Genomic DNA, 15,537 nt, shown 5'->3' with positions numbered 1-15,537 from the left:
CCCCTCTATTCCTCAACTTTTATAACATGATTACCATCAAAGAAGTATAAACATTTCTCTTTCACAGGATGTTGTAAGCTTTTCTCAAGTGCCTTTGCATATAACGAAAGCTGGACTTTATATCGCTCTTCTAAAATTGGTTTCGCTTGATCAAATCCACCTGGGAACTTCCCTTCAATCGTATCCGTTTTAAAGTCGATTAAAGTAATACCATCTTCCTCTTCAATCATGCAGTCAATAACCCCTTGGACAAGAATGGATTCCCCGCTCTGCCCTTGCCAATCTTGATACGCTTCTTCTGCTGCAAGCATCATCGTAAATGGTACTTCACGCTCAACACTTTTCGCCGCTAATACCCTTTTACCTAGGTCACTATCAAAGAATGAAATTACTTTTTCAATCGCAATTTCTTCCGCCTGCTCGAATGTTAATAATTCTTTATTTACCATTCCAGCAATTTGCTCCCGAATCACTTCTTCTGTAATCGGCTTCTTCAAATCAACATGCTGCATAACGGCATGTACTGCTGTTCCGCGCTCTGCATATGTTAATCCCTTTTTCTCCATAAAACGAGGACGTGTCCTAATTGGTGCACGTAATTTTTTAATAAAGGCATTATCGCTACCTTCTTCAGATTGATAATTTCTCTTTATTTCTGTAACAGATTGCTTCGCACGATGAGATGTCGCTTCCTCATATCCGTACTTCCACATTAATCTATCGTACACCTCTTCTTTCCGTTCACTTTGCAGGGGAACGGCCTTTTTCTCACGAAGTGCTTCTAACAATTCTTGTTTCTCTTCTTGAACCGGTTCTGGCGCGAGTAACGTGTTACCGTCAACAACTTCTACTTTCCAGCTAGTGTCATACCCATAAATTTCATCTGGAACACTTCCTTGTCCTAATTCAAGAAGTATTTCACTATCACGGTGCCTATATAATGAAGGTGCAATCCAGTCTAAGTAGCAAGACGCTCCGGCACGTATATGATCTGGTAATAACCATTCACTATGCTCTCTCGCATCCAGCCATTTTTCCATTTCCTTAGTTGCATCCTTAACCGTTCCAATTAAAATTAACTTCTCTTTTGCACGTGTTAACGCTACGTATAAGACGCGCATTTCTTCCGCGATTAATTCCATTTTCATTTTACGCTTAATTGCAAGTTGTGATAATGTCGTATATTTAATTCGTTTACGAGGATCGATAAATTGCGAACCAAAACCGAAGTCTTTATGCAGTAAGAAACGCTTCATTAAGTCTTGTGTATTAAAGCGACGACCAAGTCCAGCGACAAATACGACTGGAAACTCAAGTCCTTTACTTTTATGAATTGTCATAATGCGAACGACATCTTCTTGTTCACCTAAAGCTCTCGCCGTACCCATATCATCACCGCGTTCTAAAATACGCTCAATAAAGCGTAAGAAGCGGAATAGTCCTCTAAACGATGTTGCTTCATATTGTCTTGCGCGGTCATATAGTACACGCAAGTTTGCTTGCCTTTGCTTTCCAGCTGGTAAACCACCGACAAAGTCATAATAACCTGTCTCACCGTACACTTTCCAAATTAAATCAGAAAGAGACTGTTGGCGCGCAAATTCACGCCATCCTTGTAATAAGTTATAGAACCACTCTAATTTATCATGTAGTTCTTTTTCTTCTTCAAGCGGTGCCCCTTTTAAGAATGAGCTCATTACTTCATAAAACGATCCTTTCTTCCCATGAGCACGAAGCGTTGCAAGTTCTTCATCATTTAATCCAACGATTGGGGAACGAAGTACTGCTGCAAGCGGAATATCTTGCATCGGATTATCAATAACGCGGAATACGTTCATCATAATATTTACTTCTGTCGCTTCAAAGTAACCAGTCGCAAGATCAGCGTATACTGGAATTCCTTGCAATTTTAACTCTTCCATAATTTGCGGTGCCCACGGCATGGAGCGAAGTAAAATAACGAAGTCGCGGTATTGTACAGGGCGCATACTATCCGTTTTACGATCATACACTTCATAACCTGAATCAACCATCGCTTTAATGCGCTGCGCCATAAGACGTGCTTCAAGCTGTGCTTTTTCTACTTCCGCACCTTCTTCACCGTCTATTACTTCTTCTTCTGTTTGCTGAATGCACAATAGTTCAGCTGCTACATCTTCACCTTCTGGATAACTAGCACCTAGCTTTAATTCAGCGTCAGCATCGTAATCGATTTCCCCAACTTCTTCGCCCATAATTTGTTTGAAAATAAAGTTTGTACCTGCTAACACTTCATGACGACTACGGAAGTTTTTCGCTAAGTCAATCTTCATTCCGCCGCCTAATCCTTCTTGCGTGAAACGTTTATACTTCCCTAAGAATAATCCTGGTTCTGCTAGTCGGAAACGATAAATCGACTGCTTCACGTCACCAACCATGAATAAGTTTCCTTCACTCTCAGAATCTTTCGTTACGAATTTAATAATTGATTCTTGTACGAAGTTCGTATCTTGATATTCATCGACTAATACTTCAGCAAATTTATTACGATATTGAAGCGCTACTGCTGATGGCTTCATTTCACCATTTTCACTTTGTTCACTTAAAATTTGTAAACAGAAATGCTCTAAATCTGTGAAATCGACCATTCCTTTATCTCGCTTCATCGCTTGGAAACGTTCTGTAAATACTTTTACGAGCTGAACAAGCTTTTCTAATACAGGATGCATATCTTGAAAATCTCGTAAGAAACTTTCAGGCTTACGGCTAAATAGCTCTTCTTGTAATTTTTTCACTTCATCTTTCGCTTTATTACGAAGGGAGTCTACTTGTTTTACAACATCCTCGTTGTAATCACTTTTCTTAATACGCTTTAACGTTTGCCACGATACGTTTTGCATCGCTTCATACACGCTTGTCCATGACTCACGAGCAGCTGATGATAACGTTCCAAGTAAAACTAAATCTGCTTGCAGGGTTTCAACGCGAGGCGCTGGACCGTCAGGAAGCATTGCGAGCTCTGTCGCTTTACGAATATGCTGTTCCGCTGTTTCAAGTTGAAATTTCACATCTTCTAATAAGTAGGAAGCGTACACTAAATCTTCAATTGTCTTTCCTTCCACATCATATGCTTCTACTAATTTATCAAGCCATTTTTCCGGATTTGGATGCGCTCTTGATTCTGTATGAAGCGCTAAAATCATACGTTGTAAATCATCGTCACTACGGTCACTCGTATAACGATCAACGAGTTCAAAGAATATCGTATTATCTTCTATCCCATACTCTTCTTCTAATATGTCATCTAGCACTTCTTCTTTTAACAATTCATTTTCGGTTTGATTCGCAATGCGGAAACGAGGATCAACATCAAGCATGTAATAATATCCTCTAATGACTTGTAAACAAAATGAATGGATCGTTGAAATGGAAGCTTTATTTAATAAGCTCAGCTGCTTTCTAATGTGCTGAGAGCCCGGCTCATCAATTAATACTTTTTCTAACGCTTCCCCAATTCTGTTTTTCATCTCTTGCGCCGCTGCATTCGTAAATGTTACAACGAGCAGGCGGTCGACATCGACTGGGTTTTCTTCATTAATAATCTTTTTAATAATACGTTCAACTAATACTGCTGTTTTCCCTGATCCTGCTGCTGCCGCGACTAAAATATCACGTCCGTTCGCTACAACCGCTTTCCACTGGTCATCTGTCCACTGACTACCTTCTGGTTTTTTAGGCCAATTTTCTATCATTCTCCGCCAACCTCCTCTCTAATTTTCTCCATCGCTTCGCTATCTTTCATATCTTTTAGCGTACGGAATTGGTTATCTTCAAGTGATTCATCAAACTGACAAACAGATTTGAAGTTACAGAACGTACATGCCGCTTTATTCCCCTTTTTGTAAGGAGCAATATCAATAACGCCTTCTGTAATGTCTTTCCCGATATTTTCAAACGTATGGTGTACGTATTTTTGCAGGACGTTAAACTCTTGTTCACTGGCAATACTTGAACGCGCACTAAAACTACCGTCTTTTTTCAGACCAGCAGAAATAATATCAGAGCTTCCTGTTGAAAGTTTGTTATCCATTAAACGAACAACGTCAGCATCTCCTAGTACGAGACCTTTCATTTTGAATTTCTTTAAAATTTCCTTTTCAATTTCTGCTTCAGATGCGTCACCTTTTACCTCCACAATTGGGTTATGAATGTGGAAATACAATACACCAGCTGGTGATGCCGTGCCGCCTTTTTTCATCCACGTATGCGCATTTGAAGTAACAACATCTAAATACGTTAACATTTGAAGTGCTAATCCGTAATACACTTCCGTTAAGTCTAACGCTTTTGAGCTTGATTTATAGTCAATAATACGTAGGAATGTTCCCTTTTCATCTTCTGCCTTATCAACACGGTCAATACGGCCAACTACTTCCATCTTCACACCATTAGGTAAGGAGAATTCCATTGGCGGAAGTGATCCTGTACCGCCCATACCAAATGGCACTTCTAGATCAACTGGTACGAAACCGCTAGACTTCGCATGTTCACGAAGAATGATTGACGTACGGAAAATGATTTGTTGTAGTTTTTGTTTTAAATAGAAATGACGGTTTGAACTTAATAAAATTTGTCTTTGTAATAACGGTGCGATTTCTTCTATTACTACAGTAGAAAGATGCTCACACTCTTTTATTGATAAATCCGCCCAAGTACGATTTTCACGTAATAGCCTATCTGCAATTCTCTTCAGCGCTGCATGGAAGAGCTCTCCGATATCTGGCGCATCCAGTTTGAAAATATCACGCTCTCTTAACGATAAACCGTGCTGCGCAAAATGAGCGTACGCACAACGGTTAAATAATTCCATACGAGAAACGCTTCCTTTTATTTTATCTCCGTATAAATCTCTACTTACAGCTGTACTTAGCTTTTGCGCACGATTTCGGTAGAATAAGCTTGATAATACGCGGCTACTTTTTTGCTTCCATTCATCTGAAGTAACGTAGAAATTATATACATCCCACCAAAAGTCTAAGTTGCCTTCAAATCCATATCGCTTCCACGTTTGAAGTTGCTGCATAACATATGACAACGTTACTTCTGGTGTTGCTACATATGAAATTTGTTCCGAACGTGATAAATCATTTACGTCGTTCGTAATAAATGTATCTTTCACATCAGGGAACATTCTTTTTATTTTCTTAATAAAGCTAGAAGCAAGTAACGTCTTTCCTTCCTCATCTGCAAGCGGGCATGAAATGTATAATTTCTCAGTTGCTCTCGTTACCATTTGGTACATAACAAACTGTTCTTCTAATAAAGTTTGTCTCGTCGTTGGTGCGAGTTCAATACCTGCAGCGCTAAGAACATCTCTTTCTTCATCAGAAAGCATACCTTCATCCATCGGTGCTGCTGGAATCACACCTTCATTCACTCCAATGACGAATGTTGCTTTCACATTTGATAATCTAGAACGATCAATATTCGCAATTAACACTTGGTCTAATGACGGCGGAATGTTTGCGAATTGAAGCGCCTCAAGACCTGTCGACATAACGTCTGTGAACATAGAAAGTGACATTTTTTCTTCGCCAAGCATCTCAACGAACGTATCAAGAAGACTCATTACTTCTTCCCATACTTGTTCATGATCTGTCGCAAATAAGAAATCTCCGCTCTCTTCTGCACGAATACGTAATGCTTCTAATTTTTTCGGAACGTCAAGCTCTTCTAAAAATAAGTAAACAGCTTCGCACATTTGCATAACCGTTCCCGCACGCTTCAGTCTTTTTTGCATACGAATAACAGGCGTTCTTACAACGTCACGCAATCGATTTATTTTCTCTTCCATTTCACGTTCACTGTCTGTAATCATCCCGTCCGTATCGTCAAGAGAACGATAGCGGCGATACATCCACGGATCTTCAGAAGTCCATCTTTTCCCTTGTACACCGTACGCTAAACAGTAGTTTTCAAACTCATCCATCTCTTCGCGCATCGTTTCTTTTCTTACGTCTAATGGATATAAAAGCTCTGTTTTCACGCAGCGAAATACTGCATCATAACGCCAATTCCCGCTAATAATCTCGAGTGCAGAACGAATGCATTCTACTAACGGATGATGTGACATCGGGCGTTTTTCATCGATAAAGTGCGGGATATTATAATCTGTAAATAGAGTCCGCATTACATCGTAATAACTTTCTCCGTTACGAAGAAGAACTGCAATATCTCGGTAACGATAGTCTTCATCCGCCACAAGTCTACGAATTTCACGAGCAACGCCTTCTACTTCAGCTCGTAAATTCGCGGCTGTATGAATCGTTACACTTGCTTCCCCGTTAAATTTCTCATTCGGACGCGCTTCATAATGAGCTTCTAAATGCGCTAATGCTGGAGAATGAAAACGCGGTTGTTCCATAAGCGGAATCGTTTTTTCAATTTCTATTTTCTCTTCACGCGCTACTTGTTTTATTTTTTCATACGTTAACGTCGTTTCATAAAATAAATCTAGTTCATTTACTGGCTGCGCTAACGTTTTTTCATCTATCGTTAATGTAATTGTCACTCTCGCACCGCAAATCATAAGCTGTCTTACAATTTCTAGTTCTTGCGGTGAAAACGAATGGAAGCCATCTATATAAATTTCAGCTCCCTTTACATATTCAGACTGCGGAAGCTTTTCCACTAGCAATTGCAGATAGTCTTCTGAATCTAAGTACTTTCCGATTAAAGCACGTTCAAAATCATCATATAATAACTGTAAGTCATACACTTTATTCGCTAATAGCTTTTGTTCAGCACTGCTACTATGTGCATCTAATTGTTGCCACATTTCATATACGTTTGATGGCGTCACGTTATATCGTTTAAACTCCGCAATCATACTGCCAAGATGTTCAAAGAAACCATTTTGCTCCGCTGCTTTTTGGAATACCGATAATCCATCTTTACGAGACTCTACAATTTTACGAAGTAACATATGTACGCCCGCTTCATCAATGTGAAGACGACTCGCTCCGCCAACTTCTTGCAATACTTTCCACGCTAATCGTGAAAAACTAAAAACTTGTGCCCGAATAGAACCTCTAACATCCTCACTACCAATTAACGCCTGCTGCGTTTGGAATGTCATCTGTTCTGGCACAAGATATAATATTGTTCCCCCTCTTGGACGCTGCTTTAACTCTTCTTGCACTTCGTGTAAACAAAGTGTACTTTTTCCACTTCCCGCTCTACCAATCACAAATCGAAGTGACATGTAACCCCACCTTTCACTTACATAACGAACGTTAGTTTGCTACTATAATTGTATTATAGGACACGAAAAAAGACAAACGGAGTAGTTTGTCTTTTTCTATACTTCTACCTATTATATCAACCTTTTGAAAAATTCGTTTGCACCTCTTGAATTGGCCAATATCGTAAATCAACTTTACCGACAACTGTATCAGCTTTTACAAAACCAAAATGTCTACTATCCCAGCTCCCGAGGCGGTTATCACCTACTACAAAAATATATCCAGGTGGCACCGTTTTTTCCTTCGTTAACTCTTCTAGCGTAAAGTCACCTGTTAGTTGTCGTCCATTTATCTCTTTCTTATATTTCTCTAGATAAGGTTCATCCACGAATTGTCCGTTTATATATAGTTTATCATGCTTATATTCAATATGATCCCCAGGTAAACCGATAATTCGTTTTACGTAGTCCTCTTTTTTGTTCGCATGAAATACAACAACATCAAACCTATTCAAGTCCCCCACTTGATAACTCACCTTATTTACAACGAGCATATTGCCATCTTGCAATGTCGGCATCATTGATTTCCCCTCTACAACGTACGTTGAAAAGAAAAACGTTCGAAAAAATACAGCTAATAATACACCAATTAAAATTGTTCGTATCCACTCTATGCCTTCTTTTTTCAAAGTTTTCTTCATCCGCTTCTCCCCTTATCCTTTAATAATGAAGCTTTCCTTTACAAAGAAGACTATTCTTAATGTAGTTCTAACTTTACTTCGATTTTCTTACCGACATACCATAAAATAAAAATACCAATTGCTACAATGACTGATTTCACCGGATTATGAATAAATGACATTAAATCATGACCGATATACGTTAAAATAAAAATCATCACAAGCTTTCCGAACGCGAGCGCAAGGCCAAACTGTTTTACACTAATGCGAGATAGACCAGCAACAACATTTATAAGCGCAGATGGTGTAAACGGAAAACAAAATATGACGAAAATCGGTGCGAACCCTTTCCTTTCAATCCACCCCATTGCCTTTCGTACTTTCTCATGCTTATTTACAAAAGAAAAGAAACGACTTCGGCCAAAATGGCGGATTATGAAAAAGACAAGTAAGGCACCCATTACTGATCCAAGCCAAGAATAAAGAAAACCGAGCCAAAATCCAAATGCAACAGCATTCGCCAGTACAAATACGATAAGTGGCAATGCTGGAATTAGCGCCTCTATCATCGGTAGCCCAATACCAAGAAGTGGTCCGAACGCTTTATAGCTTTCAACAATATGATCCATATTTTCTGGTGAAAAATACTCTTTGATCGTCTGAAAATCCATTCTACACTTTACCCCTTTACTCTAAGTACTACCTCTACTGTATCATTGCCTATATGAAAGAGGAAATGGTAGATACGACATATGGAGATGTAATTATTAAGTTTCCATATCTTTCATGAGAATTCCTTCATTATTATGCTATGATAATCTATCAATATTCGACAATATTTAGAAAGGAATGATATACATAGTGACAATCAGTATTTTTCAAAAATAAATTTGCTGTGCATAATGCTATTTTATATCAACAATACACCCTATAAATAAAAAAGAGTTTGACCCGAGTAGCTATTCAGCTACTTTTGGGTCAAACTCTTTTTGAACTTCAATATAATTTTAATAATAAAATTTAATAATTCTTTTTATCTTTAAGAAAAAGAATTACAGAAATTATTACTAGAACAATAACTATGGTATCTAAAACATATGATACCGTTGTACTTAAACTTATTAATTCCACACTCATAATCCCTGCATACAAGCTTACAAATATCATTAATAAATCGTATGTCTTTTTTAATTTTAAGTAACGAATTACAAAAAATACTGAAAAACTAAAGAAGAAAATCGTACTGATAATAGTCATATTTCACTCCTATATCATTATTCAAAACAAGCAGAATAAATACTTCCTAAAGCAAAGAACTCTAGCAACGCTTGTTTAGCTTCTGGTCCCGCTGCACTTGCTGCTTTTTTCACTGCAGAAGTTGCAGCTGCTTTTTTACTTTGTCCACTAGCTCTAGCAGCATTATATGCTGGAATCAATTTATTCACAAATGTTTTTGCCCCACCTAGCGCTTGTAATGCACTTTTAATTTTTGTAAGCTTAGTAATTGAGAATACATTAGAAAGCACTGCAATCCCGACAGCTGAAACACAACCTGCTACCCCATATGCTACAGCTTCATCATTTTCGACAGCATCCATAACTTGGAATAAACCATCATAATTATTTTCCGCCATCCACTGATTTACAGAATCACTACCTTCCGCTAATACACTATCAGGAATTGATTCAATAACACTTAACACCTTAAATGCTTTGTCCATTTCAGCCTTCTCTTCTAATGAATAAGTTGGTGGATTAATTTCTGCCGCACTTACAGAAGTTGTATTTGCTAGACTTCCACCTAAAATTGCAGCTGACAGCATTAACGCTGTACCTTTAAATAGTTTCTTTTTCATCACAATTCCCCCAATTAAACTGACATAACGTCGTTTTTAATATGTACCAAGTTACTTTATCTTGGTTTCTATACATAACTATATTAAAAACAATGCAAGTTTCATACGAAGAGTTTCTTGTCTTTTTCCGAAATACAGTTTTCGGAAAAAGACAAATTTACTTTTCTACATCATAATAAAGGGAATAAAAGAGTGAATTTGTAAAAAAGAAAAAGAAGTGATTGAAGGTTATTTCAACAAACTAAATTTTTGATCTTTTATTACATATATTACAAATTAATTTTAGATAATATCCCAAGAGATTTTGCTTTCTCTACAGCCTCTACTCTAGAAGATACTCTTAACTTATTAAATAATTCCGTTAACGTATATTCTATAGAACGTTGGCTTAAATTCAACGTTAGTGCAATATTTTTATTAGTCATTCCTTGCTGTACAAAAATTAAAATCTCTCGCTCTCTTTGAGTTAAAGTAATAGGAAGTTCATTTGTTTTTTCAGATTGTAACAATGATTTTGCTGAAAACTGCTGAATTCGCAATTGCCTAAATAAGCCTAATGGAATAACCACTTCTTTTCGTTTAGCGCAACGAATCGTAGTTATCATCTGTTCTTTAGACGCCGTCTTACTGATAATTCCAGAAATATTATTTTCTAGAAGTAGATTGAAATGCGGCTCTATGTCAAAACCTGTATAAATTATTATAGCAGCATCCGGATCATGCTTTAAAATCCCCTTTGTAACTTCCAACCCATTTAAATTAGGCATAAATAAATCCACTAAATAAACATCATATTTTTTTTTAGTAATACAACTTAAATATTCAGCACTGTCAAACAAAACATCTGCACAAATATCTTCTGTTTCTATGAGTGCCTTTGTTCCCATTCCAACAGCCATATGGTCATCTATAATAAGAACCTCTATCATTTTCATACTCCTATTAACAATTTTTTGCAAATCACATATAGTCTTTAATTAAATTTAATATCTATCTCTAATCCTTGACCTATATTCGAGTTTATTTTTATTTCTCCATTTAAGCTTTTCACCCTAGTAACAACCCCTGATATTCCCATGGTTGTATAGGATTCAGTTAATGCACTTGTTTTCATTCCGATACCGTCATCTTTATATACAAGATAAATCGATTCCGCTTCCTCGAACACATATAGATATACAACAGAAGCTTGCGAATGCTTTAATGCGTTATTTAACAACTCTTGTATAATTCTATATATAGCATTTTCATACTCTAAATTTCTCATATTAAACTTTTCTTGAATGTCATAATTCAAATGAAAATTCGCCTCAAAACTTATCTTTTTAAACAATCGCTGAAGTGATTGTTGCAAACCTAACTCCTTTAGAAATGGAGGTCTTAAATTGTTGCATGTTTCTCGAACAATATATATTTGATCCATTAATTCCTCCTTGATTTCATTTAATACTTCTACTACTTTTTCATCTACAAATAATTCTTTATATCCTTCCATTTTTCGATACAAACGTAACTGATCTTGTAAAACGCCATCGTGAATATCCCGAGACAAATCCCCTCGTTCCTTTTCACTTATCATTAAAGATAAACGAGCAAATCGATTGACATACTCTTTTTCTGAATTTTCACGAGATATTTCATCCATAAAATCTTCTAACTTTTTAGTAGCTTCAAATTGCAAATGGATATAATTTGAAATTGTTTCCAACCATAAAATTTCGTCAATACTTAAACTCTCTCTATCACAAATTAATACTACTTTACTTGCATTTAAATCTGAAACCACAACGATAAAATATCCTTCTATCCATATCACGGATCCTACTGTGAATTCGCACCACTTTACTTTTTTTAACACCTCATAATTTAGCGACACTTTTCCCTCAATAGGTTCTATCTCTTGGTTGACATTATTAATTTGTAGAAAAATTATTTCCTTTATTGCTAATACGTCTATAAACTCTCGTTTAATTACTTTTATTAAATCAGATTGTTTGTACTCACTTTTCACTTGATGAAGAAATCTATTTAAACTATTTGAATAAATTTTCTTATGATCATATAAGATCTTACGAAACTTAAAATCTAAATAGTCTTTAAAATAATAACTCACAATAATAAAAATAAAAGTAACAATATTTACTTGAATAAAATCTAATACATTTTCCAACTCAAACTTCTTGTCAAAAACAATTATTTCCATTATCAATATTAATCCTGAAACAATCAATGATATAAATAAGTAATATTTAAGTCTACTAATGATAAAATTCACATCAAATAAATCCCTTGAAATCAATAAATAAAAAAAATAAGTTGGGATGAATAAGAAAAATATTATAGATATTTCAAATTCTATTAATTCTTTCCCTAAAAATAAGCTGGGAATAACAAAAAAGAATATAAACGGTATTAAAGAAATCAAAAAACTAATAATAATAGCTTTAATAAACTCCAATTTTACATTTTGTTTATTCCGAAAAATAAAGCGCACTAAGAGAAACATTATAGTAAATAACAATATTAAAAAGGTAATTCCGTTTATTAATGAACCTAATCTATTATAAAAAAACCGCAGTGCATTCGTTGATATTAATAGAATAATTACAGTTTTTTGCAGAAAATTAAGGGTTTTAGCATTGATAATCCACTCATTCCTATTGTTAAAATACGCATTTAAAAATAATAGGAATAACACTAGGGAGTAATTGAAGCTACTTGACATAACAATCATACCTAATACATCCATTCTCCCATAGGCAATTGAGCTAATATATGTCAGGCTAAACAATGTAAGGAATTGCAACAAGTAGTTAGACCAATTATTATTTTTTCTACCGTTATAAATTATTATAAATAGACAACTACTAATAAATATTAAGTAATATAACAACGGCATAAACAAATGATATGTAAATTGTTTATCACCCTTTTCATACATTACATTATATTTCCTTTCAGTTTCACCTTGTTGAACATGAATAGTTTGTACCTTTTCCACTCTAGAAAACATGTTTACAGATGAATTGAATTCCGGGGGTTCTCTATCTAAATTCTTTATAATATCTCCCCTCTTAATTCCTTGTTTTGCAGCCCATTTATCATCATCCAAATCTACTATTTGATAATTTCCATCTATCTTCTCTACTTCAATTCCCAGCATTGGATATTTAACAATAATAGTCGAAAAATAAACTACCAATAAAAAAGAAATAAGTATAAAATTTATTTCTTTTTTATAACTATGGATATTTTTCATCAAAACCCTCCCAGAATAAGAAATCTTGCCGAGTATACAACAAAAAAAGGAGCTATCAATATAACTCCTTTTCAGAACTGCATTTGTTTATGGCCATAACATATTACGCAGTGTAGGCAGCGCCACTACTAATACAACAAAGCTAGAAGTCATATACTTGAAATATAAATTATAATTAACTTTTTTCATAATTAATACCCACTTTCTATTTTTTAATTCTATAATTTGAAATCGATATAATCTCTTTTAATATTATATTATAAATATATATATATTCTCCCGAAAAATATATGCGTCTTTCCGAAATGCTTTTTTCGGAAAGACGCATATATTAAAAGACCCCATACTACATTTTAAACTACTTCTAAAATCCTTTTACACATCCTCTTCTCTAACAACATACACTCTCTCATAAGCTGGTCTTAATGTTGATTCATCCCTTTGATCAACCTCTTTAAAGCAAGGATTCCCTTGTTTTTTCCTACGATCTTCATACTCCGTTCGCAATTTCGCAGTACGATTTTGTTGATTTTCAAAACTAGTTTTCGATATCTCTAACTTCACAGCAAAGCCATTTATAAATCGGATAATAAGGTTTCCATCTTTTAATTCTTTATTGCTTTCAATATAAAAATGAGATAACCACGCGCACTCTTTTCTAGAATACGAATAGGTAGGGAAAAAATAAAGTTGATCGGTCGGACTAATTGCAATTGGTGCTTTATGTGTAATGTGAGTTAACTCTTTCGTTCCTTCTTTTCTGCCTAAGAAACTAGAACCATGCTTGCGACAACTTCTTTCTATAATATCTAGAGGTTTTTGAAATACGAAAAAAGAGTCTTGCACTTCAACAACTCGCGTAACAATTTTCTTTTCACTGAGAATTACAGGAAGTAAGGCCATTGTATTTTTATTTACAACATAGTTTTCGACGTAGCGTTCTACTTTACTTTCCATATTCCACTATCTCCTTTTTTCTATTTATATTAGCAGCTGCATGTATAATTTTAGCATCTATGAAAAGGAAATGGCTTACAGATTCCGCTTTTTTACAATACTTTATTATTTGTCAAATACCTTTTAAATTATAAAATAAAAATATATTATTTTTATAATAATAAACCTATACAAAATCTATTTATACTACCTATAAATATTTACAACTACTTCCTCATTTCGCATCATTAAGACAATTAACTTTGCTATAATTAAAATAAAAATCCAATATATGGAGGTCCACTATGAAAGAAAAAGAAATGCAACCAACGATTCACATGAAAAATAGCAGCATTGTGATCGTGAACAACTCAGCTAGCATTATATTCGCTTTATTTTTCATTCTATTATTTTTTGCAAAGCCTTTTCGTAAATCGAAATGCTCTGAATGTAAGAAAAGCGCGAAGAAAAAAGTTGAAAAAGAAGAGTAAAAGGCTTTCTATTTTGGAAAACCTTTTACTCTTCTTCATATTCATAATTTCTTCCGAGTGTCCCTGTATCCCCTTTATTTTCTAATATTATTACATATAAAAAATTATCCACTACGTTAAAAAGTACTTGTACGTGTTACCCATTTTTATTAAGAACTTCACCTTTATAAATCACTAGCAACTTTTTAACTCGTTAAATCTGCAATATAAGTTTTGTATATAATTCCACTTCAAAACACAAAATATGTAAGTGATTATTTATGATTACATTCGTTTTTTATCTAATTCCAAAAAGGAGCTGTATAATATGGAGAAAAAAAGTCTATTAAGCCAACAGATTAATAGCGTCCCATCAGATGCTCTGAATACCCCTAGTAAGGAGCAAGAACAAATGTTAGAAACATTATCTCAAGACGAACAAAATTCTAATAACAATGCTAACAAAAAAGATGATACTCAAGGTCTATCTGGAAAAGATTTCCCCATTTCAACAGAGAATACAAATTTATAGTTATTTACTATCATACGCAGCAAATGCTCTTGCTGAACTAATTCTTCTACAGAAACTAATACGCATTCCAGATAATTTTTCACCCGTTGTAACATAGAAAAAGAGATTTAGATATAAAAACAGGCTCTGGGAAAACTTTCTCCACAACCTAAAAAAAAGGATGGCATTAGCCATCCTTTTTTCCATCATCAACTATAAAATTATAGTTTGATTACGTTTTTAGCTTGAGGTCCACGGTTACCTTCTTCGATTTCGAAGCTAACTTTTTGACCTTCTTCTAGAGATTTGAAACCTTCAGTTTCGATTGCAGAGAAGTGTACGAATACGTCGTTTTCGCCTGGAACTTCGATGAAACCGAAGCCTTTTTCGTTGTTAAACCATTTTACTTGTCCTGTTACTGCCATAATTATTTCCTCCTAAGAAAATACATTTTTTTAATTTTTTAGTTTTCCTATCTAAAAAAAGAATCCACACATTATCAAATACGAAACATAAACTAGTTCTCACATACTTTTTCTCGTTCGTTTTCAGCACTTGATAATATATGGATTGCTTAATTTAACTATTCAACTGACATTATCA

11 protein-coding genes are annotated in these 15,537 nt (G+C 34.9%); 2 read left to right on the top strand and 9 right to left on the bottom strand.

The annotated features are described in order from the left end of the window. Positions 1–5 precede the first annotated feature (5 nt). The 8 genes from addA to PQF83_RS00495 all read right to left on the bottom strand — a co-directional run bounded on the left by addA (position 6) and on the right by PQF83_RS00495 (position 13,974). A complete protein-coding gene (gene addA / locus PQF83_RS00530; RefSeq protein ID WP_086405318.1) occupies positions 6–3,731 on the bottom strand; it encodes a helicase-exonuclease AddAB subunit AddA in 3,726 nt (1,241 codons plus the stop codon). Further along, entirely contained in the window at positions 3,728–7,243 is a 3,516-nt protein-coding gene (gene addB, locus PQF83_RS00525) for a helicase-exonuclease AddAB subunit AddB (protein ID WP_000058573.1), read from the bottom strand. The genes addA and addB overlap by 4 nt, the downstream gene beginning before the upstream one ends. Before the next feature lie 116 nt (positions 7,244–7,359). After that, positions 7,360–7,923, bottom strand: a complete 564-nt coding sequence (lepB, locus tag PQF83_RS00520) for a signal peptidase I (RefSeq protein WP_000751900.1) — start codon at positions 7,921–7,923, stop codon at positions 7,360–7,362. 56 nt (positions 7,924–7,979) lie between these two features. Then, positions 7,980–8,573, bottom strand: a complete 594-nt coding sequence (locus tag PQF83_RS00515) for a TVP38/TMEM64 family protein (RefSeq protein ID WP_000347516.1) — start codon at positions 8,571–8,573, stop codon at positions 7,980–7,982. Positions 8,574–9,176: 603 nt separating this feature from the next. Further along, positions 9,177–9,758: a hypothetical protein gene (locus tag PQF83_RS00510; protein ID WP_000727686.1), complete on the bottom strand. Its 582-nt coding sequence runs from the start codon at positions 9,756–9,758 to the stop codon at positions 9,177–9,179. A gap of 269 nt (positions 9,759–10,027) precedes the next feature. Further along, positions 10,028–10,687, bottom strand: coding sequence for a response regulator transcription factor (locus PQF83_RS00505; RefSeq protein WP_000573661.1), 660 nt, complete (start codon positions 10,685–10,687; stop codon positions 10,028–10,030). A gap of 44 nt (positions 10,688–10,731) precedes the next feature. After that, positions 10,732–13,017 (bottom strand): sensor histidine kinase, encoded by a 2,286-nt coding sequence (locus PQF83_RS00500; protein WP_000789329.1) that lies wholly within the window; start codon positions 13,015–13,017, stop codon positions 10,732–10,734. 375 nt (positions 13,018–13,392) lie between these two features. After that, positions 13,393–13,974 (bottom strand): competence protein ComK, encoded by a 582-nt coding sequence (locus PQF83_RS00495; RefSeq protein ID WP_000444431.1) that lies wholly within the window; start codon positions 13,972–13,974, stop codon positions 13,393–13,395. A gap of 284 nt (positions 13,975–14,258) precedes the next feature. Between PQF83_RS00495 and PQF83_RS00490 the strand changes: the two genes are divergently transcribed. Together PQF83_RS00490 and PQF83_RS00485 are read left to right on the top strand one after the other, a co-directional pair. Beyond that, positions 14,259–14,444 (top strand): hypothetical protein, encoded by a 186-nt coding sequence (locus tag PQF83_RS00490; protein WP_000659565.1) that lies wholly within the window; start codon positions 14,259–14,261, stop codon positions 14,442–14,444. Positions 14,445–14,751: 307 nt separating this feature from the next. Beyond that, positions 14,752–14,955, top strand: a complete 204-nt coding sequence (locus PQF83_RS00485) for a hypothetical protein (protein ID WP_000412673.1) — start codon at positions 14,752–14,754, stop codon at positions 14,953–14,955. A gap of 200 nt (positions 14,956–15,155) precedes the next feature. On the opposite strand, the gene cspA is transcribed toward PQF83_RS00485, so the two are convergent. Further along, on the bottom strand, positions 15,156–15,359 hold the full coding sequence (gene cspA, locus PQF83_RS00480) for an RNA chaperone/antiterminator CspA (protein WP_000301522.1): 204 nt from the start codon (positions 15,357–15,359) through the stop codon (positions 15,156–15,158). Between the last annotated feature and the right edge of the window lie 178 nt (positions 15,360–15,537).

The organism is Bacillus sp. FF-1 (assembly GCF_028548245.1).
Classification (GTDB): Bacteria; Bacillota; Bacilli; order Bacillales; family Bacillaceae_G; genus Bacillus_A; species Bacillus_A paranthracis.
Note: the sequence above shows the minus strand (reverse complement) of the source record. Positions and strands in the feature narration are given on the sequence as shown.

Excerpts from the sequence above, each read along its gene's own strand:
- addB (WP_000058573.1), bottom strand. The coding sequence starts at position 7,243 with ATGTCACTTCGATTTGTGATTGGTAGAGCGGGAAGTGGAAAAAGTACA.
- PQF83_RS00505 (WP_000573661.1), bottom strand. The coding sequence starts at position 10,687 with ATGATAGAGGTTCTTATTATAGATGACCATATGGCTGTTGGAATGGGA.
- cspA (WP_000301522.1), bottom strand. The coding sequence starts at position 15,359 with ATGGCAGTAACAGGACAAGTAAAATGGTTTAACAACGAAAAAGGCTTC.
- PQF83_RS00510 (WP_000727686.1), bottom strand. The coding sequence starts at position 9,758 with ATGAAAAAGAAACTATTTAAAGGTACAGCGTTAATGCTGTCAGCTGCA.
- lepB (WP_000751900.1), bottom strand. The coding sequence starts at position 7,923 with ATGAAGAAAACTTTGAAAAAAGAAGGCATAGAGTGGATACGAACAATT.
- PQF83_RS00495 (WP_000444431.1), bottom strand. The coding sequence starts at position 13,974 with ATGGAAAGTAAAGTAGAACGCTACGTCGAAAACTATGTTGTAAATAAA.
- PQF83_RS00485 (WP_000412673.1), top strand. The coding sequence starts at position 14,752 with ATGGAGAAAAAAAGTCTATTAAGCCAACAGATTAATAGCGTCCCATCA.
- PQF83_RS00490 (WP_000659565.1), top strand. The coding sequence starts at position 14,259 with ATGAAAGAAAAAGAAATGCAACCAACGATTCACATGAAAAATAGCAGC.
- PQF83_RS00500 (WP_000789329.1), bottom strand. The coding sequence starts at position 13,017 with ATGAAAAATATCCATAGTTATAAAAAAGAAATAAATTTTATACTTATT.
- addA (WP_086405318.1), bottom strand. The coding sequence starts at position 3,731 with ATGATAGAAAATTGGCCTAAAAAACCAGAAGGTAGTCAGTGGACAGAT.
- PQF83_RS00515 (WP_000347516.1), bottom strand. The coding sequence starts at position 8,573 with ATGGATTTTCAGACGATCAAAGAGTATTTTTCACCAGAAAATATGGAT.